This is a genomic window from Planctopirus hydrillae (assembly GCF_001707835.1).
Lineage (GTDB): Bacteria > Planctomycetota > Planctomycetia > Planctomycetales > Planctomycetaceae > Planctopirus > Planctopirus hydrillae.
On the sequence record NZ_LYDR01000154.1, the window covers coordinates 13,747 to 38,627 of the forward strand.

21 protein-coding genes are annotated in these 24,881 nt (G+C 55.0%); 13 read left to right on the plus strand and 8 right to left on the minus strand.

Features of this window, described 5'->3' with window-relative positions; genetic code table 11:
- The first annotated feature begins 37 nt into the window (after nucleotides 1–37).
- The 7 genes from gcvPA (at nucleotide 38) to A6X21_RS21115 (ending at nucleotide 7,628) form a co-directional block, all read left to right on the plus strand.
- Nucleotides 38–1,393, plus strand: a complete 1,356-nt coding sequence (gcvPA, locus tag A6X21_RS21085; protein WP_068852417.1) for an aminomethyl-transferring glycine dehydrogenase subunit GcvPA — start codon at nucleotides 38–40, stop codon at nucleotides 1,391–1,393.
- Between the two features lie 144 nt (nucleotides 1,394–1,537).
- The gene (gene gcvPB, locus A6X21_RS21090) at nucleotides 1,538–3,013 is read left to right on the plus strand and encodes an aminomethyl-transferring glycine dehydrogenase subunit GcvPB (RefSeq protein WP_068852420.1); all 1,476 of its coding nucleotides are present in this window, start codon (nucleotides 1,538–1,540) and stop codon (nucleotides 3,011–3,013) included.
- A 225-nt stretch (nucleotides 3,014–3,238) separates the two neighbouring features.
- Complete coding sequence (locus A6X21_RS21095; protein WP_165603893.1) at nucleotides 3,239–3,970, plus strand: lipoate--protein ligase family protein; 732 nt, start codon at nucleotides 3,239–3,241, stop codon at nucleotides 3,968–3,970.
- A 488-nt stretch (nucleotides 3,971–4,458) separates the two neighbouring features.
- Nucleotides 4,459–5,502: an FHA domain-containing protein gene (locus A6X21_RS21100; RefSeq protein ID WP_068852425.1), complete on the plus strand. Its 1,044-nt coding sequence runs from the start codon at nucleotides 4,459–4,461 to the stop codon at nucleotides 5,500–5,502.
- Between the two features lie 242 nt (nucleotides 5,503–5,744).
- Nucleotides 5,745–5,954: a hypothetical protein gene (locus tag A6X21_RS21105; RefSeq protein WP_013110854.1), complete on the plus strand. Its 210-nt coding sequence runs from the start codon at nucleotides 5,745–5,747 to the stop codon at nucleotides 5,952–5,954.
- A gap of 95 nt (nucleotides 5,955–6,049) precedes the next feature.
- On the plus strand, nucleotides 6,050–6,619 hold the full coding sequence (locus tag A6X21_RS21110; protein WP_068852712.1) for an RNA polymerase sigma factor: 570 nt from the start codon (nucleotides 6,050–6,052) through the stop codon (nucleotides 6,617–6,619).
- A gap of 295 nt (nucleotides 6,620–6,914) precedes the next feature.
- Entirely contained in the window at nucleotides 6,915–7,628 is a 714-nt protein-coding gene (locus tag A6X21_RS21115) for a hypothetical protein (protein ID WP_131818476.1), read from the plus strand.
- A gap of 60 nt (nucleotides 7,629–7,688) precedes the next feature.
- On the opposite strand, the gene A6X21_RS21120 is transcribed toward A6X21_RS21115, so the two are convergent.
- Nucleotides 7,689–8,336 carry a riboflavin synthase gene (locus A6X21_RS21120; protein ID WP_240490356.1) on the minus strand — a complete coding sequence of 216 codons (648 nt, stop codon included), beginning with the start codon at nucleotides 8,334–8,336 and terminating at the stop codon, nucleotides 7,689–7,691.
- A 167-nt stretch (nucleotides 8,337–8,503) separates the two neighbouring features.
- On the opposite strand from A6X21_RS21120, the gene eno reads away from it, so the two are divergent.
- From eno to A6X21_RS21135, 3 genes are all read left to right on the plus strand, one after another.
- Nucleotides 8,504–9,781: a phosphopyruvate hydratase gene (eno, locus tag A6X21_RS21125; RefSeq protein ID WP_068852429.1), complete on the plus strand. Its 1,278-nt coding sequence runs from the start codon at nucleotides 8,504–8,506 to the stop codon at nucleotides 9,779–9,781.
- A 326-nt stretch (nucleotides 9,782–10,107) separates the two neighbouring features.
- The gene (locus tag A6X21_RS21130) at nucleotides 10,108–11,199 is read left to right on the plus strand and encodes a DUF1559 domain-containing protein (RefSeq protein ID WP_240490357.1); all 1,092 of its coding nucleotides are present in this window, start codon (nucleotides 10,108–10,110) and stop codon (nucleotides 11,197–11,199) included.
- Nucleotides 11,200–11,306: 107 nt separating this feature from the next.
- On the plus strand, nucleotides 11,307–11,762 hold the full coding sequence (locus A6X21_RS21135) for a carboxypeptidase-like regulatory domain-containing protein (RefSeq protein ID WP_068852432.1): 456 nt from the start codon (nucleotides 11,307–11,309) through the stop codon (nucleotides 11,760–11,762).
- Nucleotides 11,763–11,892: 130 nt separating this feature from the next.
- Here the strand turns inward: A6X21_RS21135 and A6X21_RS21140 are convergent, their stop codons facing one another.
- Nucleotides 11,893–13,038 (minus strand): prenyltransferase/squalene oxidase repeat-containing protein, encoded by a 1,146-nt coding sequence (locus A6X21_RS21140; protein ID WP_068852437.1) that lies wholly within the window; start codon nucleotides 13,036–13,038, stop codon nucleotides 11,893–11,895.
- 435 nt (nucleotides 13,039–13,473) lie between these two features.
- On the opposite strand from A6X21_RS21140, the gene A6X21_RS21145 reads away from it, so the two are divergent.
- From A6X21_RS21145 to A6X21_RS21155, 3 genes are all read left to right on the plus strand, one after another.
- Complete coding sequence (locus tag A6X21_RS21145; protein WP_131818477.1) at nucleotides 13,474–14,451, plus strand: hypothetical protein; 978 nt, start codon at nucleotides 13,474–13,476, stop codon at nucleotides 14,449–14,451.
- Between the two features lie 91 nt (nucleotides 14,452–14,542).
- Nucleotides 14,543–17,725, plus strand: coding sequence for an ATP-binding protein (locus A6X21_RS21150; protein WP_068852442.1), 3,183 nt, complete (start codon nucleotides 14,543–14,545; stop codon nucleotides 17,723–17,725).
- A gap of 84 nt (nucleotides 17,726–17,809) precedes the next feature.
- Nucleotides 17,810–18,673, plus strand: coding sequence for a GIY-YIG nuclease family protein (locus tag A6X21_RS21155; protein ID WP_165603894.1), 864 nt, complete (start codon nucleotides 17,810–17,812; stop codon nucleotides 18,671–18,673).
- Between the two features lie 44 nt (nucleotides 18,674–18,717).
- Here the strand turns inward: A6X21_RS21155 and A6X21_RS21160 are convergent, their stop codons facing one another.
- The 6 genes from A6X21_RS21160 to A6X21_RS21185 all read right to left on the minus strand — a co-directional run bounded on the left by A6X21_RS21160 (nucleotide 18,718) and on the right by A6X21_RS21185 (nucleotide 24,815).
- A complete protein-coding gene (locus tag A6X21_RS21160) occupies nucleotides 18,718–19,743 on the minus strand; it encodes a cation diffusion facilitator family transporter (protein ID WP_165603895.1) in 1,026 nt (341 codons plus the stop codon).
- A gap of 70 nt (nucleotides 19,744–19,813) precedes the next feature.
- Complete coding sequence (locus A6X21_RS21165; protein ID WP_083233812.1) at nucleotides 19,814–20,575, minus strand: LssY C-terminal domain-containing protein; 762 nt, start codon at nucleotides 20,573–20,575, stop codon at nucleotides 19,814–19,816.
- Between the two features lie 256 nt (nucleotides 20,576–20,831).
- Nucleotides 20,832–21,593 (minus strand): lipoate--protein ligase family protein, encoded by a 762-nt coding sequence (locus A6X21_RS21170; RefSeq protein ID WP_068852445.1) that lies wholly within the window; start codon nucleotides 21,591–21,593, stop codon nucleotides 20,832–20,834.
- Nucleotides 21,594–21,639: 46 nt separating this feature from the next.
- The gene (locus A6X21_RS21175; RefSeq protein ID WP_068852728.1) at nucleotides 21,640–22,662 is read right to left on the minus strand and encodes an SIS domain-containing protein; all 1,023 of its coding nucleotides are present in this window, start codon (nucleotides 22,660–22,662) and stop codon (nucleotides 21,640–21,642) included.
- A gap of 106 nt (nucleotides 22,663–22,768) precedes the next feature.
- Nucleotides 22,769–23,980, minus strand: coding sequence for a diphosphate--fructose-6-phosphate 1-phosphotransferase (locus tag A6X21_RS21180; protein ID WP_068852447.1), 1,212 nt, complete (start codon nucleotides 23,978–23,980; stop codon nucleotides 22,769–22,771).
- Nucleotides 23,981–24,044: 64 nt separating this feature from the next.
- Nucleotides 24,045–24,815 carry a glutamine amidotransferase gene (locus A6X21_RS21185; RefSeq protein WP_068852450.1) on the minus strand — a complete coding sequence of 257 codons (771 nt, stop codon included), beginning with the start codon at nucleotides 24,813–24,815 and terminating at the stop codon, nucleotides 24,045–24,047.
- Nucleotides 24,816–24,881 lie beyond the last annotated feature (66 nt).

Consider the following 24,881-nt stretch of genomic DNA (forward strand, 5'->3'; position numbering starts at 1 on the left):
AGAGGCGGTCATCTTTACCAGGGTAGGATTCCCACTCGTGAGCTATTTGTTCGCTACGGCTACCGAAGAGCAGGCGATGCTTTCTCGGATTGGTGTTGATTCGATTGACCAACTGTTGCAGCAGATTCCCAAACCGCTGCAACTCGACAGACTGCTCGATCTCCCGCCAGCTCTCAGTGAAATGGAACTCGAGCAGCATCTCCGCCAGCTCGCGTCACACTCCAGCGGTGCAACCTCCCGCACCTGCTTTCAGGGTGGTGGTGCCTACGATCACTACATTCCCAGTGTCGTCGACGAAATTACTGGTCGCGGCGAATATTACACGGCCTACACTCCCTACCAGGCCGAGGCTTCACAGGGAACTCTGCAGGCCTTCTTCGAATATCAGACCATGATCTGCCAGCTCACAGGCATGCAGGTCTCGAACGCCTCTTTGTACGAAGGTGGTGGATCTGTCAGCGAAGCCACTCTCATGGCGATGCGTACCACAGGCCGCACAGGCCGGGTCGTAATAGCTGGTGCGTTACATCCCGAATACACACAGGTTTTGAGAACCTACGTCGGGCACACCTCCACCGAAGTGATTCATATTCCGGTCGGATCCGATGGCACTGTCGATTTGACGAAGCTCGCCGGGGCGATCGACGAGAACACAGCCGCTGTCATCGTTCAAAATCCGAACTTCCTGGGAAACATCGAAGACCTCGCTGCGATTGCCGATTTGACTCATGCCAAAGAGTCGCTGATGGTTGTCTCGACAGATCCGATCAGCCTGGGCCTGCTCGCCAGGCCCGGTGATCTGGGGGCGGATATCGTGGTCGCCGAAGGCCAGTCACTCGGAATTCCTTTGCAATTTGGCGGCCCTTACCTCGGTATTCTGGCCTGCCGCAACGACTTCATCCGCCGTATGCCGGGCCGATTAATTGGCGAAACGATCGATCGCACCGGGGGACGTTGCTTTGTTCTCAGCCTGCAGGCTCGTGAGCAGCATATTCGACGCGATAAAGCGACCAGTAACATCTGCACCAATCAGGGATTGATGGCCCTCCGGGCAACGATGTTCATGGCTCAGATGGGTCCTCAGGGCTTCAAGGAAACTGCCGAATTGTGCCTGCAGAAAGCTCATTACGCTGCCACGAAAATTGCCGCTCTCCCCGGCTACACAGTTCTCCTCAGTGAAACACCCAAGTTCAAAGAGTTTGTCGTCAAGGCCCCCCAAAGGGCTCAGACGCTGATTGAAAAAGTTGCCAAAGCCGGTGTGGATATCGGCCCCGCTCTCAGCCAGTTTGCACCGATTCCAGGTATGCCCGATACCGAAAATCTTCTGCTGGTTGCCGTCACAGAACAACGAACAAAAGCCCAGATCGATCATCTGGTCGATCTCCTCAAGTAAGACAGTAAGAGTAGGGCAGGCTCCCGCCTGCCATTCATCCAACCCGCTTGTCCTGCCGTGTCATTTTCCCATGAGCAGGCTCTGCCACCGAACAATTTTTGCAACGAAAAGCACAGCGAAAAAATTCCGCCAAAAGGATTTTGGATGCGTAACACTCTCTCGACTCAATTGATTTTTGATCTCTCGAGCCCAGGCCGAAGAGCCGCTCGACTTCCCCAATGCGATGTTCCCACGCGAGCGGTTGAAGAACTCATTCCCGCGAAGTTTCTGGCACAAAAACCACTTCCACTTCCCGAAGTTGCTGAGCCGGATATCGTGCGTCACTATGTGAATCTTTCCACCTTGAATATGTCGGTAGATACGCACTTCTACCCGCTGGGGAGTTGCACGATGAAGTACAACCCCAAGCGACATGAGCGTCTTTCCAAGCTCAGCGGTATTGTGGACGTCCACCCTTATCAGCAGGCAGACCGTATGCAGGGCCTGCTTGCGATTCTGTACGAAATGCAGAACATGCTGGGTGAAATCGCCGGGCTTCCTGCTGTTTCCCTCCAGCCCGCCGCCGGTGCACAAGGCGAACTCACAGCTCTGATGGTGGCCGCTGCCTACTTCCGAGACAAAGGTGAAAACCGCCGCAAGGTGCTCTTCCCCGCCAGTGCCCACGGGACAAATCCCGCCAGTGCTGCAATTGCCGGTTTCGATTGTGTCCAGTTGCCAGCCACTGCCAATGGCCTCATGGATGTCGAAGAACTGCGAAAGCATGCGGACAGCTCGACAGCCTGTCTCATGGTGACCAATCCGAATACGCTCGGCCTCTTCGAAAAGCAGATTGCTGAAGTGGCCAAGATCATTCACGACGTCGGTGGGCTCGTTTACATTGATGGTGCCAACATGAATGCCATCATGGGTATCACCCGCCCCGGTGACTTCGGCGGCGACATGATGCATTACAATGTTCACAAAACATTTACGGGCCCACATGGAGCCGGTGGGCCAGGCTCCGGCCCGATTGCTGTCCGCGATTTCCTGAAGCCTTACCTCCCGGCACCAATCATCGAAAAGACGACTGCCGAAAACGGCCAGACCGTCTATCAACTCGTCACGCCCGAGAAGACGATTGGTAAAGTCCGTACCTTCTTCGGAAACGTCGGCATCCTCATTCGAGGCTACTGCTATTTAAGAACGTTGGGTCCCGAAGGTGTTCGCAAAGCTGCCGAACACGCCATTCTCAATGCCAATTATCTCAAAGCGATTCTGAAGGATATTCTTCCAGCCGCTCATGGCGAATACTGCCTTCACGAGTTTGTGGCTTCCGCCTCCAAGCTCTCCAAAGAGAAACATATCTCGGCCATGGATATCGCCAAACGATTGCTCGATTTTGGCTTCCATGCTCCAACAGTCTATTTCCCGCTCGTCGTGCCTGAAGCTCTGATGATGGAACCCACAGAGACAGAATCCAAAGCCACACTCGATGCCTTCGCGGAGACCATCCGCAAGATCACCGAGGAATCCGCAGAGTTCCTGCACGATGCACCGCATTCGCTGCCAGTCAGCCGCCCCAACGATGTCCAGGCGGCTCGGCAGCCAGTCCTCTCCTGGAGTCCGAAAGTCGGAGTCTAATAGACACAATTTAAGATTCCTGACCTGGAAAAACTTCCCTTAGGAAAAAGTTCCACCCGAGCCCTGCTCATGTCAACCCGTGTCCTTTGATTCAAGGCGACGACGACATTTGCCGGGCCTCTTTTTTTCGATGGGCAGGTCGAACGGATACCAGGCCCAGGGACTTAGAAATACGCCTCACTCAGTCCCCAGCCTGGGGTCACTCAATCAATGGCAATGGATCCCATGCGCCAACTCGAACGCTGCCATCTCATTCTCGAACCACAGCCACTTTCGGGGTTCGAGAATATGCGTCGAGACGCCTCACTTCTGAGTGCCGCCGCGACCAGCCAATGGCCTGAACAGGCTGGTATTCTTCGATTGTATGCCTGGAAAGAACCCACGCTCTCTATCGGCTACTTTCAGAAACTCGAAGCCATTGTGGCCACTCCCCGCTGGCAATCTCTGCCAGTGGTCCGCAGGCTTTCAGGTGGTGGAGCCATCCTCCATGATCGCGAATGGACTTACAGCCTGACGGTCCCCCATTGGCCACAACTCGTCGAAAGGCCGCACGAACTCTATGCCAGAATTCATCAACCGATTGTTGGTGTTTTGAACTCGATTGGCATTCCCGCACAGTTCCGTGGGGTCACCAATCACCTGCCCCTGGAACCCGATCTCTGCTTTCTCCGCTCCGACGAAAACGACCTCGTCATCGGGCATCAGAAAATCCTGGGAAGTGCCCAACGCAGGCGAAAGGGCTCACTCCTGCAGCACGGCAGCCTCATTCTCAGCAGCTCGCCAGTGACTCCCGAAATCCACGGCATCAGCGATATCTACGGGACAGCAATCAACGAGTCTCTTCGACTGGAACTGGCCACAAAGATCGCCAGCAACATCAGCCAGCAGGTTCACATTCACAACGACTGGCCTGCCGAACTGAGTTCTCTCCTGAATGAAGCCGAGACATCCGCCTGATCCCGCACGGAACGCAGCGACCACTGATACTGGAATTCTCACTCAGAAAAGCGATGTCGCGCCAAACTCATGCGCCATCAGGAAGAGATCCATTGTGGTTCTATTTCCAACTTCATGACCACCAGATTTTGAGTAGCCAAAAACGCAAACTCACATTCAAAAAACAACGGCAAATCATTGACCTTTGAACACATTCAAAAAGAATTCCAATTCAGTTCAAATTCAGAAACTTCATTGATTGACGCTCTCGCAAATGACTGGTAGCGTGAAATGATCAAGTAATTGCTAACAGTATTTGTTTTTCATTTGTTAACTCTCGACTGCATATCGCGAAACGTATCTGAAAAGTTCGTCTTTATTCTCCCCTGTCGTCAGCCATTGTTCATCGTCCTCAGAGAATCCATCATCGGGGTACCCGTCTTTTGAATGATTCAAAAGATTCCTGCCCGGCAGATTTCATCCGGTAAGATCCTGGGAGAAGCCAACTCATGCTCAAAGCAGAGTTAAAAATCCTCGTTGGTAAGCATCAGGGAAAAGTTATTCCCCTGGCAGCGAGAAAGTTTCTCGTTGGCCGTGAGCAAGATTGCCACTTGAGGCCTAACAGTGATCTTGTCAGTCGCCACCATTGTGTCTTTACCATCGATGATTATGCGGTCCGCCTGAGAGACTTAGGCAGTACCAATGGCACGCAGGTCAATGGTGAGAATATTCGCGGAGAAGTGATTCTCAACGAAGGTGATCAGGTCACCATTGGCAAACTGGAACTGCAACTCCTCCTCAAAGCCGAAGCCAGTATCGAGACACAATCCGCTGCCGAAGCGCGGCAAGGTACCGCAGCACTAGGGACTGCTGTCCACGAGGAAAACGCCGCCCGTGCGACTTTGGAGCTGGCCAACTTCTCAATGGCCATGCCAGTCGATACCGCAGCTCAAGACACCAGCTATGAAATGGTCGCTTACACTCCCGAGGTCGCCACGGGCGATACCGCCATTGTGGGAAGCCCTCCTCCACCTTTGACACCGACACCCCCTCCAGGCTTCGCCAACATCGGAGCACCTCCGCCTGGATATCCTCAACAGCCATATCCGGCTGGCATGCCCCAGTATCAGAACCCTCAATACCCCGGCATGCCCAATCCGGCATTCCCGAATCCCGGAATGGGTTACCCAGCCGCAGGTTATCCGGCCGCTGGCTACCCACAGGGAATGTATCCTGCCGGCTATCCCATGCCCGGTTACCCTCAGCAGGCCTATCCAGGGGTTCCAGGTTATGCAGGACAATCTCCCGCATATCCACAAACGGCCCCCATGCCCGGCTATGCTCCTCAACCGGTGGAAACACCTCAGGCACAGGGGCCTTCAGCCGGTGTCGTCCCGCCACCGATCAGGCTCCCCAATCCTGAAGAGACCGGCGCCGTCGAAGTCGCACCGCCTCCTGCTGCTGGTGGCCCTTCACCTTCCAAAACGGAAAAACCTTCAGATAAAGCGGGCGACATCATCAAGCAGTACTTGAATCGACGTGGCGGACGCTGATTTCCGCGCTCTGGCTCTTTGATCATCTCCCGAGATCACCTCCTGAGATCAATCCCAATCATTCTCAACCTGGAGTCCTTTCAACATTCATCCCGGCTCTTGGTGGGAATGAGTGAAATTCTGATTCAAACGGAGACTCAGGTCTTGACCTCGCCCTGCAAAATGCCCAGAACAATTGTGTCCAGGCATTGATTGAACAGGATGTCACCTGGCTCCACTCTTCGGCTTGCTGGAATCTTTCTATGAGCACTGCGGATACCAATGCTGCTGAACAGCAGAGACGTTACCGGGAATTTCTCGACCTGATGCCCCTCACCTTATCCCTGGCCGGACTCCCGCAAAGCGACTCCGGGAAATACTACACTGAAGAGCAGATCGAAGTGCGTGCGTTTGCCGTCCGGCATGCCTACAAGGTGGCCCGGCAACTGGTCCGCGAAGCTGTCAATCGCTAGCGATTTTCTGACCCATGGATTCGGGTCGTCGACAGGTTTCAGCATTTTGAAACCCCACCCCAGACAAGCGGGTATTACAAACAGGGATGCATGGAATGACTGAAACGTCGGAAATCCAGCTTGTCGATCGTTGCCTCGAGGGTGAACCTGACGCGACAGTACTCTTCGTGCGCAAATTTGAGCGGCTCGTCTATTCCATTGCGATCCGTATGCTGGGGCATCATCAGGATGCGGAAGACGTGACGCAGGAGTCTCTTACGCGGGCCATCAGGCATCTGGGCAACTGGAATCCCGCACGCCCGCTGAAACCCTGGCTGTTAGCGATTGTCGTCAACCGCTGCAAATCCAGATTGAGCTTGAAATCTCGTCCAAGGGGATCTTCCCTCGAAGAACATTCGGCACAGCACCTCAGCGTCCCGGCAACACAAACGCAATCAGCGATCCAGGCCGAAACCGCCCTTCAAATCCAAGTGGCTATGGAAAGCCTGAAACCCGAATATCGACAGGTCTTTGAATTGTTTTACAAAGAAGAACGATCTGTCGATGAAATCTCTCAACTCCTGAATGTTCCCGAAGGAACCGTCAAGACCTGGCTCCATCGAGGTCGCAAGGCTCTCGCAACAATTCTCAAAGAGCGACAAGTCATTTCTGAATCCTTGAATTAAGCGACAGGCGATGTGAAACCTATTAGGGTTTATTTTTGATCATGGGTGAATCGTGGATTGCCATCAATTTCATACAGAACTGGACAACCTGAATTCTGTCCACACAGAACTTGATCATTCCTCATTGAGCGAACCGGCCAGGAAACATTTGCTCGACTGCCCGAATTGCCATGCTCACTGGCATGACGAAACTCAACTCAGCGCGGCCATCACAACCTGGAAAAAGGTCTCCACGGCTCCTCTCCAAAGCCGAGTCTGTCGCAAAACCCCAGCCAGTAATACAGCAACCCGGCAGATGACACCCAGCCGTTTCACCACTCGCTGGGCCGTCACCGCCATTGCAGCCTGCCTTGTGCTGGGAGTGCTCGCATTTCGTGCACCTAGCTCCATTGAAATCGTTGTTTCAACATTCGATACCCATCGTCCGGCGGCAACTTCCGCACCACTATGGATCACCGCTGCGACATTATCGGCCAGCCAGTTCTCAGCCAGCCAGTTCTCAGGCAGTTCATCTCCTGACCAGACAGTCAGATTCTCACCAGCTTCTCAAACGAAGGCTGGGACTTCAGAATTCCACACAGCAGCGATGCAACCCTCGGATTCGATACCTGCAGCAGGTTCAACCAGCCGGCCGGAGTTGACCACCTACCTGTCATTGAGCCAGCCGGCGCTCCATCTGGCGAAGCTGCGAGAACCGGTCGAGGCCTGGAACTCCAAACTTCAGCAAAAGCATCAGGGTCCATTTCTGGAAACTGTCGGCGGGCTTTATGTCCCTGTCCCTGCTCCACCCGTCGAGCAATGGCAACAGGTCGCCGTTACTGTCGCCCCGCTCAGCCAACACCTGGCTGATGCCTTTGCTGTCCTCTGCTCCCCCTTCCGGCAGTCAGAAGCGGAGCCTGTGGATCCCCCTGGGGCATACTACGTCCCCTCATCCACCTACGAGTTTTCTCCACTGCCTGCCAGCAACAAACTCTTTCCTTATAGAAATCCAGCCTCCAGCCTGAGTTAGTTCTGCGCGAACAAGTCCAGTTCGCTCGAACGAAACAGGCTCGTCTTCCCGGGCTCTCCATCACCGTCCGGCCATCAGCCGCTCGACGTACTTCCCCAGAATGTCTGTCTCGATATTCACCTTATCGCCGACCTGTCGCTGGCCTAAAGTCGTTTCTTTCAAGGTATGGGGAATCAGCGCCACGCTGAAACCATCACGTTGGGCCTCGACGACAGTCAAACTCACACCATCGACTGTCACACTCCCCTTAGACACCAGTTGCCGTGCCAGTTCCGGAGCTAACGCGAACGCCATAAAGACCCAGTCCGCCTCGTGATCGATCGACAAAATTGTCGCAGTCCCATCGACATGGCCCTGCACAATATGGCCTCCAAAACGGGCATTCGCTTTCATGGCCCGTTCCAGATTCACACTCACACCGCTGGCCAACGTTCCGAGGTTTGTTTTCGACAGTGTCTCACTCCCCGCCTGAAAACTCCATTTCTCAGCCGGTTTTCCCTGATTCTGAAGCTCCACCACAGTCAGGCAGCAGCCATTAATCGCCACGCTTTCGCCCAGCACGGCAGGATCTTCGGGCAAGAGCATCTGCACGGGCGGAGAAACGACGATTCTTACTCCTCCAGGTTCCGAGACCAGAGCCTCAATCTGCCCCACACCTTCGACCAATCCCGTAAACATGCCAACTTCTCCCGAACGTGTATCCTGCATCCAAAACCCCTTCATACCCGCTGTTTGTTGGCAGAATCGAGTTCCGGACGCTACAAGTGTAGACCTCCAGAGGAGAATTGCACGGCTCTCCTTGTACCATTCACCACAAAGTGTCCTTTAAACAGTTTCACTGCTGAGGTTTGTTCCTCTTTACGAAAGTTCTGGCTATGTCACTTGCAATCACCAGCGTCCACGCCCGCGAAATCCTCGACAGCCGCGGCAACCCGACCGTTGAAGTCGATATCGAACTCGAAGACGGCACCATTGGCCGTGCCGCCGTCCCCAGCGGTGCCAGCACCGGTGCTCACGAAGCCTGCGAACTTCGCGATGCTTCCGACAAGAAGCGTTACCTCGGCAAGGGTGTTCGTAAGGCCGTCGAGAACGTTAACGAAACTATTGCCGACGCCCTCATTGACCTCAATGTCACTGACCAGGCCGCCATCGACCATACGATGATCGAGCTCGATGGCACGCCCAACAAGTCACGCCTGGGTGCCAACGCCATCCTCGCCTGCTCGCTGGCCGCTGCTCACGCTGCCGCCCGTGCCAGCTTCCTGCCTCTTTACCGTTACCTGGGTGGTGTCGGCGCCAACACTCTGCCAGTCCCTCTGATGAACATCATCAACGGTGGTGCCCATGCCAATAACGGCATCGACCTCCAGGAATTCATGATCGTCCCCACCGGCTTCGCCTCGTTCTCCGAAGGCCTCCGCGCTGGTGCCGAAGTCTTCCACAACCTCAAGAAGGTGCTGCACGACCAGCACATGAGCACTGCCGTCGGTGACGAAGGGGGCTTCGCTCCTGACCTCAAGACCAACGAAGATGCTCTAAAGGTCATCACCGAGGCGATCGAAAAGGCTGGTTACGAACCCGGCAAGCAGATCAAGCTCGCCCTCGACTGCGCCTCGACCGAATTCTACGACACCAAGACCGGCCTCTACGACATCGACGGCAAGAAGGTCAACGGCGACGAACTCGTCGGTATCTGGCAAAGCTGGAGCGAGAAGTACCCCATCGTCTCCATCGAGGACGGTGCTTCCGAAGACGACTGGGATACCTGGAAGAAACTTACCGACGCCATTGGCAAGAAAGTTCAGCTCGTGGGCGACGACCTGTTCGTCACCAACAGCAAGCGTCTACAGGAAGGGATCGACAAGGGTGTTGGCAACAGCATCCTCGTGAAGGTCAACCAGATCGGCTCGTTGACTGAAACCATCGACGCGGTCCAGCTCGCCTACCGCAACGGCTACACCGCCATCATGAGCCATCGCTCAGGCGAAACCGAAGACACCACCATCGCCGACCTGGCCGTGGCTCTTGGCACCGGCCAGATCAAGACCGGCTCCGCCAGCCGCACCGACCGCATCGCCAAGTACAACCAGCTCCTCCGCATCGAGGAACTCCTCGGCAAAGACGCCCGCTACGGCGGCACGCTTAAGGCGTAATTGACGCTCGTGAGTTTTTCTGGGAGCACTGCTGGCTGTCCAGCAGTGCTTCTTGCATGAACCACTGGTCGTCATTCTTTAAACAACACTTCCCAACAATCAACAACTCCCGGAGTCTGCCTCAGGCTCCGGGAGTTTTCGTTTTGGTCCGGCGAATAATCGCTCAATGATCGACGTCAAAACCCCTTTTCATTGCGAAAAATATGAATAAGCACTCATTGATTATTGACCTAACAATACCTAGAGATATGATTGCTACAGCACAAGAACACGTCTAATTATGTTCACATGTCTCCATTTTTGTACGTATTCAAAGGTTTCATCCCGTGGTCATTTTCAGACTTCAAACCGGCCAGGCAGGCCATCGGCGTGCCTTCACTTTGATCGAACTCCTTGTGGTTATTGCAATTATTGCGATTCTGATCGCTCTCCTGCTCCCCGCTGTGCAACAGGCACGCGAAGCCGCCCGCCGCACCCAGTGCCGCAATAATCTCAAGCAGATGGGACTGGCGCTCCATAACTACCACGACAACTTCAATGTTCTCGTCTATCGCCAGGGCGGCAGTGCCGGTGCGACCGACGACCTGAGCGGAAATCGAAATCGCCTCAGCGGCTTGGTCGGACTCCTCCCCTACATTGATCAAGGGCCACTCTTCAACCAGATTTCCGGTGGCTTTACCAACACGGGTGGCAATCCCGTCAATGCTCCCCCCGGTGGCCCTGCTCCCTGGAATCAAGGGGGTGCCAACATCAACTATCCACCGTGGCGCGCGACAATTCCTGGCATCGTCTGCCCTTCAGCCGGTGTTCATCGAGACACTCGTCCAAACGGCCGAACATCCTACGGCTTCAGTGCAGGTGACTCGGTGACAAGCATTCAAGATCGCAATCCTCGCGGAGTTTTCGGCTATCAGTCTCGCGTTCGAATCGGTGACATCACTGACGGCACCAGCAACACCATCCTGATGGCTGAAATGGATTTCTCGACGGCTGGTCGCGATCTCTCAAACGTCGATCAGGGGACTGGCTCCACAATTCCCAATGATTGTCGTGCCCGGTTTGATCGTACCACGAATCAGTATGTCGCAGCTGCCAATCCTCAACCACATCGCGGGGCACGCTGGTCCGATGGAGGAGCCGCTTTCAGCGCAGTGACCACCATCCTGCCACCCAATTCTCCCTCCTGCACTTTTGGTAATGGTGATGCCACCAACGGCATTTATTCCAGCAGCAGTAAACACACCGGCGGCGTCCATGTCCTGATGGGAGACGGGGCCGTTCGCTTCATCAGCGAGAATATCGACGCTGGCAACCAGGCAGCGGATGGCACACAAGCCACCATGCCGGCTCTGAGTCCTTATGGAGTCTGGGGTGCACTCGGCACGAAATCTGGCGGAGATGTCATCGGCGATTTCTAAAGACTGATTGTACGCAGGATGGTTTCAGGCCTTGCCGGGATTCGTGCAAGGCCTGATTCTTTCCAGCCTTGCCTTTTTACCGTTAATCAACCTATGAGTTCTCCAAAATGAAAAACCTGACTTTCTTTGGATTATTCCTCTTCTCACTCGTCTTCACGGGTTGCGGTGGCGCATCAGAAGATCAATGGACGAAGGAACGCTCGAAAACGATTCCCGTCACTGGCATCGTGACGCTCAACGGAACTCCCGTTGAAGGTGCCACGGTGAATTTTATCTCGATGGACGGAAAATCATCACCTTTTGGCGTCACAGATTCGGCTGGGAAATTTCGCCTCACGACATTCAATCCGAATGACGGCGCTCCACTGGGCAACTACACCGTGACCATCACCAAGAAGACCGTCGAGACCAAGCCACATCCCAAAGAACCTGAAACTCAACCAGCGATCATTGTGAAAACAACCTGGGATGTCCCCGAAAACTTTTCCATCCCTGCCAAATCAGGTCTCTCTGCACAAGTTATCGAGAGTGGCAAGAATGATTTCTCCTTCGACCTCAAGTAACTTTCATAGCGACAGCTACAAAACATCTTCATCAACCAGAAAAATCCGCCCTGCGGTGATTGCCCATTGAGCAGCAAACACCGCCTGGCGGACGTATTTAAAGCAACATATAGACTCAATACTCCCGACGCTACTTCTTGGCACATCGATTGAGTGCCACCAGAGCATAAGCTGTCGCCAGATTCGGGTCACCTTCCATCCAGCGGCTCGAACGATCATTGAGCCAGTTTCCATTGGCTTTCTGGAGTGCCATCAGTTGAAGTGCCAGCTCATTACGCCAGTTATGTTTCACTCCCTTGCTATCTGTAAATTCATCAACACCATTTGCCTCCATCGCCTTGGCAAACAGATAGTAATAGTAGTATAGACCACCCGCACCCAGCCCCGGGTTCTCTTCCAGCGTATAGTTTTTACTGATCCATTCGAGGGCTGCTTTCACTCTCGGGTCGTCCGCCTTTAAACCTGCATAAAGCATGCTCTTAAAGCCGGCATAGGTCATGCTTCCATACGAACGCAAGCCCCCTTCATCCGATTGTCCCGCAGGCGAAATACCAGGACCGTTGGGGTTGTAATAGAAGCCGCCATCGTTAATCTTGGATGCTTGGGGCGTTGTATTGAATTCGGATTCCAGGTTCTGACATCGCGACAGAAAAACCAGAGCTTTCTGGACAGCCGGGTCTTGTTCGGTCGCACCTGTCGCCTTGAGTGCATCCAGAAAAAAGACCGTGTTGGACAGATCAGGCTTCCCACCTCCCGCTTTATAGCCAGCACCACCATAGGCGATGTCGGCTTTGTCGGTATTGTTCGCCTCACTGTATTGAGCTCCACGCAAGTATTGCTCAGCCTTTTTAATAAGCTCCGTAAACTGTCCCCCGGCATTACCAGCAACTAACGCCATCACGGAAACCGAAGTTTCATAGCTCGCATGCGGACTGCCAGGGGCGGCAATTTCTCCCGTTGGCTGGGCATAACTGGCAATCCGTTCTAATCCCTTGGCCACCACAGGATCAGTCACCGGCACACCCGCATCAATCAATGCATAAACTACGAGAGCCGTGATCCCCGAGGTACGTGGCGTCGTCCAACTGCCATCCTTCATCTGCGACGTTTTCAGGAATTCGATCGCCTTGGCCCGTGACGGATCAACGTTTGCGGCGAGCCCTTCCTCCGCTCCTTCGCAAGTCAACGAAACAGGATGCACAATGCCGCTCGCTTCGAACGACACCGGCAAAACGAAACAACCCGCCACCACCGCTGCCCAACAGATTCCCCGCATGCTCAAACTCCTCTCCTGACCCGGTCATCTCACCACAGTTTTCGCAAATCTCGATTCTACTGGCTGCAAGAGATGTTCCAGAGAGAAAAGTTTGCTTCCACGTCGCAGCGAGTCGCTTTTGAATATCAGGAAAACCGAATCGGCCAGCGACTGACCTCACTTGAACCGACAAATTGTCGCACCACGCACGAAACCGCCGCACATTTCAACAGCCATGATCCCCTATGGGTTCATCCCTGAACACTCAGCAGCAAATCGGCTGGATCAGGATTCCTCACCATTCGGGAAGACTGGGCAAGCTTCGCTGCTCGCCTGGCCCGCGCGGAAAAATTTCCCCCCTTCCCCGAAAAGAAGTTTTCCGCCCGCCCCCCTCGGAGTGTAAGCTCATACACTCAGGTGCCAGCGCGCCGTACCGACATTTTTGCGGGCCAGCCAATGTCCATCCCCTCGCCATTTGTTCTCACATCCCAACTTATTCTTGCCCGCCTGCTCGTCCCGCAGGCGAAGGCCCCCACACCGGCAGCACTCGCCAAGAGCCTTGCACCCCTCTTCAACCAGCAATACTCCTCTGGTGAATGGCGTTTGCTGTTCGACGAAGTCTTGAGTTCCATTCGCGTTGCGCAGCATGTGGAAGTGAGCAAACTCATCCTCACTCCCTCTGGACTGACCACTGCCCGCGAATTCTGCGGCTTCAGCAGTGAGGAAGCACTCCCCAAGAATCTCCGCTGGAAACAACTCCTCGACAAGCACATCACACCCCGGCTCTGCGGCTTCCCCCCACCCGGCCCGAAGACTAAGCTCGCCGACCACCTTCTGATTGAATTCCTCAAACAGAGCCATCAGCTCGCGGGGCCGATCACATCGCTCAGTCAACTCCTCGTGGCCCTTGCCTGGAAAGAGCTGGGTATCGACTCGCGGAAGAAGTTCACACCAGCCAGCGTTCTCGCCAAAGTCTCACTGAAGACCGACCGCACGCTCACAACAGTCCCCCTCGCCAAACTGCTCTCCCAACAACTGCTGGGAGATTCCGGCAAAGATTTCGCCCAGTCACTGATTCGCCAGAAGATCCGGCAAGCCGCCACCACTCCTTCTAGTGATGTTCCGACGGCGCTACCCAACTTGACCTTAGCCGATGTTCACGCCGCCCTCCCGCACATTCCCGCTGGCCCACTCGGCCCGAATCGAATCTTTATTCGCGACCTGTGGCAACACCTCCTTCCAGATCGACGCGGCACCCTCGAACAATTCCGGCTAGCACTCCTTGCACTCCACAAAAGTCAGCACGTGCGGCTCGTCCGGGCCGACCTCACCGACCGCCTCGATCCGAGGGCTGTCGAAGAATCCCGCATTGAGGATGGCCAAGCCACATATCACCTCCTCGTGAGGGAAGACAAACCACCAGCGACTCCCTGATCCAACAATCTCTGATCCGTGAATCCCAGAGCAGCCAATTCATTTTATTTTTCCATCCACAGCCATCGTTCTTATCCCAAGGCCCTGAGACATGCCCGTTGACATCCCGACACAGCTCTCCCCTCAAGCTGCCCAGCCCCTTCCTGAGGTGGGTCCTTACCTTCAGGCTCTGCTCTCTCCTCGAGGGGAAGAAGTCCTTCACGCCGTCTGCCAGAAAGATCAAATCTGGCGGCACGACAACTTCGATGTCTTCGACATCCACGAACCGGCCCGCCTGCAGTTTGACAACCTCCTTCGCCGCCTCAAGGCCGAAGGAGGTGCCCCTTACGGCCTCATCCAATTGGTGCTGGGCGAGGCGGGAAGCGGCAAAACGCACCTGCTCCGGTTTTTCAGAAACCACGTTCACTACAGCAACGATGGGTTCTGCGGCTATTTGCAGATGACGACGGGCACCCAGAACTATCCACAGTATGTCCTTTCTAATCTCATCGATTCGCTCGACGAGATTTACTTCGAACCCGATGGCGACGAGACCGGATTGATGCGGCTCGCCGACGCCGTTGGTCAACAGGTCGAACTGTTACTCCCCAAGGAAATGCAGCGTCTTCGCGAAGACGATTTGACCCACGATGAACTGGCCCAGCTGACCAATGAACTGGCCGACGCCCTCCAGTCCCGCCCGGGCAATCGCACGTTGGATGCAGGAGTGATTCGCGCCCTCCTCTCGCTCATTCCCCGCAATCCCAAAGTTCACACAAGAGTGCTCAAGTATCTACGCTGCGAACCGTTCTCCTCGTTCGACGAGAAGATTCTTCCCGAGATGCCACGCTGGACGGCCGACGATGCACCCACCCACATGATCGCCGCCCTCGGCAAGATCATGCGGCAGCTCACGAACAAGACGCTTGTCATCCTCGTCGATCAACTCGAAGAAATGGCCAACTTCGACGAAGACCCTGCCCGGCTGGAACACCGCTTCCGCCACGCCATGCAGGCGATCTCCTCGCTGGTGGGAGGCATACCCGGCGCTCTCTGTGTCGTCGGCTGTCTGGCCGACCTTTACCACCTCATGGAGCCTCGACTTCCCGCGCCGGTTCTCGCGAGGGTCGCCACCGATCCCCGCTCGATCCAGCTCATCGCCAGCCGCACCCGCCACGAGGCGAAGCAGATTATCGAGACACGGCTGAAGTCGGTCTATGTGCAGGCTGGCCTCGATCATCCAGAAACCATCGCCCCTTTCACGGAAGAATTCATCGATGGCCTCGAAGGACTCACCGCCCGCGACATCCTTTTCGCCTGTCGCGCCTTCCGAGATCGACTGGCAACAGGCGAGCCCGTCCAACAGCCACCTCCTCCACCACCACTCGCGATTGCATGGCCACAGGAATGGAATGACTTCCGCGCACGCCACACGCCCAACATCCCGGAAGATGCTGAGCAGCAACTGCAGTTGCTGCACTGGGCCATCGAACAATGCACTCTCGAACGGCAACCTGCCGCCGAATGGTCGACCGATCTCCACGACGACTCGTTACTCATTGGGGCCACCATCGGCGGCGTCACCCACTCTTCCAAACTGCTGGCTGCGTTCTGCGATGAGAACGCCCAGGGCGGAAAGCTGCAGAAGCGAATCGAGTCCATCATCAAACTGGCGGGCGACCAATCGGCGGCCCTCTTGCGGAATACCGCTTTCCCAGCTGTCAAAAAGGGAACCAAGATCGGCGAACTGCTCCTTTCGCTCCCTAAGGACAGGTTCAAACGGATCATCTGGGAAGACAGCCACTGGCGGTTCCTCACCACTCTTCGCGCCTTCCACGAGCAGCATTCCATCCAGGGCCAGTATCTGGAATGGCGCACTTCCAGCCGCCCTTTGAACGACGTGAAGCCTTTGGTCGACCTCCTCGATCTCGACAAGATCCCCTTGGTCATCACCCCGCCGACTACGACCTCGAAGAACGATGTCCTCCCACCAAAACCAAACGGGCAGGCCACCACAGAACCTGTTCCGCCCATCAAGCCCCCTCAGTTGCCCATACCCCAAACCCCGTTCGATATCCCCCTGGGTTTCACCCAAGGCTTGCGGCAAACACCGGTCACGCTCAAATCCGAAATCTTCAAGCGGCACGCGGCATTCGTCGGCGGTGCCGGGAGTGGCAAGACAACGCTCGCACTCAATGTCATCGAGCAACTATTGCTCGCCGGCATCCCGGCAATCCTCATTGATCGCAAGGGTGATCTCGCCACCTATGCTTCGGACGATTGGGGTACGCCCAACGAACCCGCCCTCCTAAAACGGGCCGCGAGCCTCAAGAGTCAGCTCGACATCCGTGTCTACACTCCCGGCGACCCCACCGGCCACAACCTCCTGCTGCCGCTGATTCCCGAAGGCGTGGGGCAGATGCCGGACAATGAACGTGAAGCCGCTCTGGAAGCGACGACAGCCAGCCTGTTGAAAATGCTCGGCTGCTCAGAAAACCAATTCAGAGAGTACCAGCCGATCCTGTTGACGGCTCTGCAGGTGATTCTCGACACCACCCAGGGCGAAGTCACGTTGGAGTGGCTGGAAGAAGTCATCGGCAAGAAGGATCAGGAACTGGTCAAGCATCACCGCTGGACACAACCCACTGTTTATCTGAAACTAGCCAGGGCACTCAGCGACCTGCGGATCACCCGCCGGCTGCTCCTCTCGACAGAGGGAACTCCGCTCAACATCCCCCGGATGCTCACTCCGCGTGCCGATGGCCGCACGCCTTTGTCGATCATCAGCCTCAAGTCGCTGGTCGATATGTCGGCCATCCAGTTCTGGATGTCGCGGTTCCTCATGACACTGGGCCGCCACGTCAGTGCCACACCCTCAGCGACATTACAGGCGGTGATCCTCCTCGACGAGGCCGATATCTACGTCCCGGCCACCAGTAAACCCTCGACCAAGGAACCTTTGCTGAACCTGCTCAAGCGGGCTCGCTCGGGCGGACTGGGCGTCTTCCTGGCTACACAAACTCCGGGCGATCTCGATTCCACCTGCCGCAGCAACTGCGCCACCTGGGCCATCGGAAGGCTCAACGACAATGTATCGATCAACAAAGTGAAATCGATGTTCAGCGACACGCCGCAACTTCTGGATCGCGCCGCGCAGCAAGGTCAGGGCGAATTCGCTCTGGCCTCCGATGGCCTCACAACCCAATTCAAAGGCGACCGCAGCGCCATGAACACCCGCCAGCTCTCCGAACAGGAAATCCTGGCCCTGGCCCGCGCCAACCGAAGCGTCGAATAATTGATGGACGTAGAAACAGAACGACTCTCACGTCCAAAGGTTCACAGACACACAATCCACACCCCTTACCTTAGGGCAGTGTTAATGCAACTAAAAGACCTCTTGCAACTTCAAAACATTTGCGTGGAAAAAACGATGGTCATGCGGCATCGCCCTAAAGAGGCTGCACTTCGAAGAATATTGCCTTGGCTAGCAAGTGACCGCAAAAATATCTACAACGCATATCAACAGGCACAGGGCCCTAAGGTAGAAAAAGCCCTACAAGGTGCCAGTTTTCTCGCTTCGTTCATAGGTCATACTGCAGGCAAAGCGATATTCGTTGGCCTATACAAGGTTAATGGATATCAAAGCCTAAGCTACTCAGCCTACTGGGAACTCGCCGAAAATATTGAGCTAGCAAAATATGGTGTCAAAGGGATGACACCAGACGCAAAAGCCACTTTATGGTTTGATTTAGAACTCCTTCCAAACTATTCCCAATGGAGTGGAAAGCTGGTAGTGAATTGGCCTGGGAGAGAGCTTTCTTGGTGGCGATGGGCCAAACGCAACGAATTTCGCATTGAAGCAATACACGCTGAGTCGTTTTTGGTTGAGAAAGTACCAAACTGGAGAGACTTACATCTGACGTGGCAAGAACTTATGTTGATACCCGAACGATGGAAGATCGCTATTCAACATTGGCGAGCCATTTATTTAATCATCGACAAGTCAGATGGAAAAGGATATGTCGGAGGTACGTACGGAACCGATCATCTTCTTGGTCGCTGGAGGGACTACGCAAAAACAGGAGACGGAGGCAACGTAGAGCTTAAGAAAAGAGATCCTCAGAATTTCGAGTTTTGTATCCTCGAACGAATTACTGAGGATACTGACGATAAAGAAGTGCAAATTCTTGAAGCAAATTGGAAGAGGCGTCTTCAAACCGTTAAGTTTGGCTTGAATTGCTAGGAAACATCTAGTGACGTTTCAGAAGTCAACCGACGACCACTTTTTTACGTCTCGATTGTCACTGATTCAAATCCCATCTGGGCGGCTTTTTCCCGGATGCGGGATTTGACCTGTTCGACCTCTTCGAACGTCGCTGGTGAACAGGACACGCGGATCGTCAGCACATGCCGTTCACCATCGAGTGTCCACGCGTGGAGATTTTCGACCTTCTGCACACCTGCGATCGATTGCACCATCGATTCCAGCGATTTCGCATCCATCCCTTCCGGGAGTGCCTGCAAGAACAACTCGCCCACACGCCACAGATTTCGACTCACGTTCCACAACACGAAGACCGCCAGACCAATGGCCAATAGTGGATCAAGCAGCGGAACATGCCAGATCGACATGATCGCACCACCCACCAGCACTGCGGCCCAACCCAGTGTATCTTCCCACAAATGCCAGCTCGCCACCTGCTCGTTGAGTGTCATCCCGCCGTGCAGTCGCCAGGCAGCAAATCCATTGAAGATCAATCCCAGAATGGCAATCAGCACCACCTTCTCGCCCGCGACAGTTTGTGGATCCCACAACCGCTGCACAGATTCTCCCATCACGTAAACCAACCCGAAGATCAGCACGATGCCCGTGAGGAAGGCCCCCAAAGGCGACAAACGCGCCATTCCATAAGTAAACCGCGGACTTCGCGGTTGCCGTGAAATGATCTGCAGCCACCACGCCAGACCCAGCGACAGGCAGTCACCCAGGTCATGCACGGCATCTGTCGTAATCGCAATGCTGTTCGTCCAGTACCCCCCTGCAAACTCGATGATCGTGAACAGCAGATTTAACCCAAACGCAATCCCCAGGTTGATACTTGCCCCATGGGCATGGATATGCCCGTGTCCATGCGAATGACCATGACCGCACGTACGAACTGGCACAATTGGCAGCCCCTGCTGCACAGCATCTGGCCGATGACATTGGTCGTGACCATGGTCATCGTGATCGTGGTCATGTCCACAGCCAGCCGATTCACATCGGTCAGCTGGAGAGGCTGGCTGGTTGTGGACTTCAGGTTTATTCAACAACGCGAACCTTCCCCTCACATGACGAACATCCAGGTACCAGGCACCCCATCATACGCATCCCGGCGGCCCATTAATCGATCAGCGTTCCCCAGCCCAATCGCTGATCGGTCTTCCAGGGATCTCCACCGCCATTCTTTCCCTGAGCCTCAGGCTGAAAATTATCCACATATTCAATCGACTCAATCTGCTTTGCCTTGAGCATGGAATTTAACAGCCCATCTCTTTCACCATCGACATCCGGACTGATGTGATGCGTGATCTCTTCTGTCGTATGGCTCAATCCCACCCGCTCATCGAATGTCACACTTCCAATCCAGAAGAGTCGCCCCTGATCGTCTTTCTCTGCACAGCGCCACAAACGCACATGATGCCGCTTGCGGGCACTCTCACCCACTGGCAATTCAAACGCCAGATCCTGCTTACGCCCGAACAGGTACAGACTGCTCACCGGAGCGACAGTATCAGGACGGTCGAGCACTGTGCTCTCAGCAATCCCCAGGCTCGATTTCAGATCAATCTTCTCGGCTTCCGTCCAGCCAATGGCATGGAAAGCTTTGACCAACTGCTCTTCACTCCCCACAAAACCTACATTCAACGGATCACCGGGAATTCCAAGCTTGGTATGAGTGAGCGTGGGGGCATTCTCCAACGCAGGATGCCGCTTCTCGTACCGCCACCAGCCCATAGGTAAAAGAACATACGCCACAGCCAGATAACCCACGAGCACCACAATCAGCCCGTAGCGCAACGTCGAAAGCCACTCCCGTCGGCCACCAGCAGTGTGCCTGAGCTTCTCAGAATCGACAGCGCGATCCGCTTCCTGGTTGACCATGGCCCACCTTTCAAATCGTTCAAAGCTCGTTGCACGACATATCGAACAGTTCAGTTTCACGAAGCGAGCTGCATCATGACCCGCCATTGAAGACAGCATGTCCTGCCCAAAGAGTCAATTGACCGAAAAAAGCCGTGCAGCGACTCAATTTTCCGATCTTTAGGCCCGCAAATCCCGCAGTGACCGAAGTCTCGTTATTCTTCGGTCGCATCCACGGCCCGATTGGTTCTCCTCGAAATGACTTCCTCGAAGTGTTTCAGGCGTTCCACTCAGGCGTGCGATATCTGTCTCGCGCCAACTGCGCCGTCAGATCATAAGGAGGCACAAAGTGCTCATCTTCTTGAGCACTCCAGGCAGTGGCAATCGCAGACGTCAGCTGTTCGCGTGTCGCCGCCACGTTCATGACAAACTCATCATGGCCACGACCGACTCGATAATCGGGCTGCCGGGAGGGCATTTTCAGATATCGACTGATTCTTGGCAGATCAAATCCGTACAAAATCGAACCATGGTGCAACAGCGCATGCCGACTGTATTTCTGGGCGTTCCCGGAAAACTTCCGCTCACCAATCACCAGATCACTCGTCCCTTTGATCTGCACATCACCCACCATGGGCCGCAATTGCTTGACGATTCTGCCTAACAACTGACAGGTTGTCGCCGGTACTCCCAGCTTGGAAATCTCGGCAGTGAGTGGCACGACGACTGTGAACATCAGGCAGCCCGGCCCAGCCACGACAGTCCCCCCTCCACTGCACCGCCGAAAGATCTCCACTCCATCAGCAGCACAGGCTTCTGCATTGACCTCTTTCTCACGTGAGTTGGAACGCCCCAGAATGACGGCGTACCGGCGCAGTTCCCAAAACCGCACACACGCCGCTTCCGGCTCATCGTTCACTGTCAGCAGCAGTGCTTCGTCGAACGCCAGATTGTCCGGAGCGGTCGGCAACGAATAGTCAATCCGATCGACTTCCGCCGGCCAGAGATCCAGCAGTCGCGTGCAAATATCCTCCGCCATGTGGCTGGTCTCTCACGAGGGCAATCATCTTTCTCACGTGGCAAGTTTAGCCCGCGACAAACTCGTTGCCCACTTTGCGGGCTCTTTGGGGCTTATCCACATTCACGCCCAGAGCCATGCCAATCTCCACCAGCAGGTTCCAGCCAGCACTCAGTTCGACAAACCCCGCCAGACTTCCCCCATCCGGAATCTGAATGTTCGGGAACATCGTCTCGCGCGGCGAAATGGTCACGACAGTTAAGCCCACTCCCTTCACCAGCACGTCCATGAACTTCTGTTCCGACTCAGCATAAGGATTGATCCACACGACCACATCGTCAGCGTGCATGATCTCTTCAATCCCATGGACGGCATACGTCCCTTCCAGGAAGTCGCTGGGCTTACGCGTAATTTCATTGGTCTTAAGTGTCAGCTCTTCGGCGACACCATCATTCCGTCCCGCGAAATAGATCGTCCTGGCCCTGGCCAGTTTTTCGATGATCTCGCGATCGATCGGCTGAGTCAGCACTTTCTGCACTTGATCCGCCAAGGTGGGCAACTGGCCCTTGAGATTCGATTCACCCGCCACTGCCTCGAGCAGTGCCCGCACCACCAGAGCCTGTTCAATCACACTCTTGGTGGCTGCGACGGCACCTTCTTTACCACACTTCAGGACATGTCCCCGTTTGGCAAGAGCTTCCAGTGGCGATGCCGCCAGAGCAGTCAAACTGTAGAGTGCCGGATGCCCGGCCCCTTTGAGCTGCGTAAACAGCCGAATCACTTCTGCGGTCTTGCCACTATTTGAAGCGGCCAGGACTGCCCAGTCGCCCAGGGCATAATCCTGTGATTGCCGACCAGCTTCTGTATGCAGCACACATGGCCAACCCTGCTGGCGGGAGTACATGATGGCATTTTTCCCAGGGAAGAGTCGGCTCGATCCTTCGCCTGTCAGCAGCAATCGACCAGCCGCGCGAACCTCCTGGGCAGTCTCACTCACCACTCGAGGATCGAACTCACGAATCACCTGGGGCACAGCCAGCATATCGGCCACAAGTCCAAACCCGGCATACGGCTCACGATCAGCAAACATGAAACACCTGTCAAAGTAGGGTCCGCTGTACGGACCATGTTGGATATCACCAAACTTGAAAAATGTCATTGATAAACGGGGATGACTCTGGTCCGCACAGTGGACCCTACGCCTTCGCTTTCTTTGCTGCCAGCACGCTGTAAGTTGGCAATTCGCCCACCAGAGGCTTGGCATAGTCCAGAAAGGCCTTCGTCACATCAAAGCCATCCTTGGAGATAAAGTTATCCGGCATCGGACGCTCATGATTGGCGACTTCTCCCAAAGGAATCGTACCAAAACCAATCTGGTACGGGTCGGTCTTCTTCCCGACGCGCTGCATCGTCACCATCACGCCGCTGGTTCCTGCAAGAGCCAATCGAACAGCCTCTTTACCACAGGCATACGCTTCATCGAGATCGAGCTTCAGCCCGCGGTCTGCCGCACACATCTGCAACGATTCCGTCACCTGGAATTCACCACGCCAGCCGAACTCATCCGAAATCATCCGGTGGAGCATCATGGCCGCACTGGTTCCGCCCATCGCACCAAACTCGACATTGTTAAACTTGTCACGAGTCTGCGAAGCACTCACCGGCTGTCCGTTGGCATCACGGATCCCTTCGCCGCAGACAATCGAAACAAACCCGTGCTTCTCTTGCGCTTTCTTCACCACATTCAAAAATGCATCGCGAACAAAAGGGCGCTCCGGGAAGAGAATCACGTGCGGTGCCGTCAGACCGTTTCCGCGGGCACATGCCGCCGCTGCTGGCAGCCAACCCGCACTGCGTCCAACCGTCTGAAACACAACAAACTGATCGACACGCTGCATGTCTTTTGCCAGAAGCCCACCCTGCAATACACTCATGGCCACATAACGGGCTGCACTCGGAAAGCCAGGGGTATGATCAGTGCCAAACAGATCATTATCGACCGTCTTCGGCACACCGACGCCAATCATCTCATGGCCGTTTTCCCCGGCATACTTCACGACACGGTGGATCGTATCCATTGTGTCGTTACCGCCAATCATGAAGTAGTAGCGAATGTTGTACTTCTTCAGTTGCTTGAGCACTGCCGGAAAATGCTCATCCTTCAGCTTCAGGCGGCTCGAACCGAGTGCCGAACCTGGGGTTCCCCGCAATCCCTTTAAGACTGCCGCGTCTTCATTGGAAAAATCAACGAGGTGGTCACCGAGAACACCTTCAATACCAAACCGCATACCAAACACACGCTGAATGGGCTTACTCTTCCGGGCTGTCTCCAACACCCCCAGAAGCGATGTATTAATTACAGATGTCGGCCCACCCGATTGTCCAATCAGTGCATTGCCTGCGAGCATTTCGTTCCAAACCTTCCAGAGATTTCTTTAGGACGTTGAATTCAGACCCACCCATTCGATGGGATCATTTCGCTGATCTGGCGACCCACTCCAGCATCTGCCGGAAAAACTGTGAATAGAAATTTCCCACTTCAATCGCACCGGCTCCCGGAGCCTGTGCCGTCACCCGTTCGGGGCCCCAATCGACCAGTCCACCCACCCAGTGAGGTGCTACATCACTGGCAAACGCAGCCACTCGCCCTGAGCCCGCTTCTCCAACCACCAGAAGTGGGTGATGATCTGCGTGTTCCCAGGTCGTTTTTCCATGTTCCAGACTGAAGGTCGGCCGCCAGACGCGGGCCATCAGCAAGGTTTGAGCTTTAGCTTTCGCCGTGATGCGATTGAGGCCCCCAATGGTCGGCGGACGATCTTCCCACGGAAGATTCTGCAGAATCGGATGCGAGACACTGTTGATTGCCGCCGGAATGGCCAACGTCGGCTGGTCAAAATTGACCCGGTCATCGGCAGAGTTCATATCCACCGGCAAGACTTCTGCCAATGCCGTCTGGTCCCAGTTCCCACCCAGACCATGATAGCTTTCCCAGCCACCCAGCATCACGAGTCCGCAGCCAGCCTTGACCATCGTGACCAGTTGATCGATGGCCTGTGCGGTCATTCGTTCCGCAGGGTAATCACTCAGAATGACCAGATCCTGCTTGACCAGGAGTTCACCAGCATCCAGCCCGACATGACTGGGGACATAGTCAAACTCCCATTGCCACGAGGTCATCAGGCCCGCCAGATAACCAGCCGCCGTCTCCAGCGAAGTATCGCCGCAGTAAAGGACTCTGGTCACTGGCTATTACTCCTCATTTCAGCATGCCCGGCATCGATCATGTGAAAAACTTGACCACACCAGACT

Coding starts and splice junctions, on each gene's coding strand:
- A6X21_RS21140 (WP_068852437.1), bottom strand. CDS start 13,038: ATGCGGGGAATCTGTTGGGCAGCGGTGGTGGCGGGTTGTTTCGTTTTG.
- A6X21_RS21180 (WP_068852447.1), bottom strand. CDS start 23,980: ATGCTCGCAGGCAATGCACTGATTGGACAATCGGGTGGGCCGACATCT.
- A6X21_RS21150 (WP_068852442.1), top strand. CDS start 14,543: ATGCCCGTTGACATCCCGACACAGCTCTCCCCTCAAGCTGCCCAGCCC.
- A6X21_RS21105 (WP_013110854.1), top strand. CDS start 5,745: ATGAGCACTGCGGATACCAATGCTGCTGAACAGCAGAGACGTTACCGG.
- A6X21_RS21135 (WP_068852432.1), top strand. CDS start 11,307: ATGAAAAACCTGACTTTCTTTGGATTATTCCTCTTCTCACTCGTCTTC.
- gcvPB (WP_068852420.1), top strand. CDS start 1,538: ATGCGTAACACTCTCTCGACTCAATTGATTTTTGATCTCTCGAGCCCA.
- eno (WP_068852429.1), top strand. CDS start 8,504: ATGTCACTTGCAATCACCAGCGTCCACGCCCGCGAAATCCTCGACAGC.
- A6X21_RS21120 (WP_240490356.1), bottom strand. CDS start 8,336: ATGCAGGATACACGTTCGGGAGAAGTTGGCATGTTTACGGGATTGGTC.
- A6X21_RS21175 (WP_068852728.1), bottom strand. CDS start 22,662: ATGTTTGCTGATCGTGAGCCGTATGCCGGGTTTGGACTTGTGGCCGAT.
- A6X21_RS21100 (WP_068852425.1), top strand. CDS start 4,459: ATGCTCAAAGCAGAGTTAAAAATCCTCGTTGGTAAGCATCAGGGAAAA.
- A6X21_RS21110 (WP_068852712.1), top strand. CDS start 6,050: ATGACTGAAACGTCGGAAATCCAGCTTGTCGATCGTTGCCTCGAGGGT.
- A6X21_RS21155 (WP_165603894.1), top strand. CDS start 17,810: ATGCAACTAAAAGACCTCTTGCAACTTCAAAACATTTGCGTGGAAAAA.
- A6X21_RS21165 (WP_083233812.1), bottom strand. CDS start 20,575: ATGGTCAACCAGGAAGCGGATCGCGCTGTCGATTCTGAGAAGCTCAGG.
- A6X21_RS21145 (WP_131818477.1), top strand. CDS start 13,474: ATGTCCATCCCCTCGCCATTTGTTCTCACATCCCAACTTATTCTTGCC.
- A6X21_RS21170 (WP_068852445.1), bottom strand. CDS start 21,593: ATGGCGGAGGATATTTGCACGCGACTGCTGGATCTCTGGCCGGCGGAA.
- A6X21_RS21095 (WP_165603893.1), top strand. CDS start 3,239: ATGCGCCAACTCGAACGCTGCCATCTCATTCTCGAACCACAGCCACTT.
- A6X21_RS21115 (WP_131818476.1), top strand. CDS start 6,915: ATGACACCCAGCCGTTTCACCACTCGCTGGGCCGTCACCGCCATTGCA.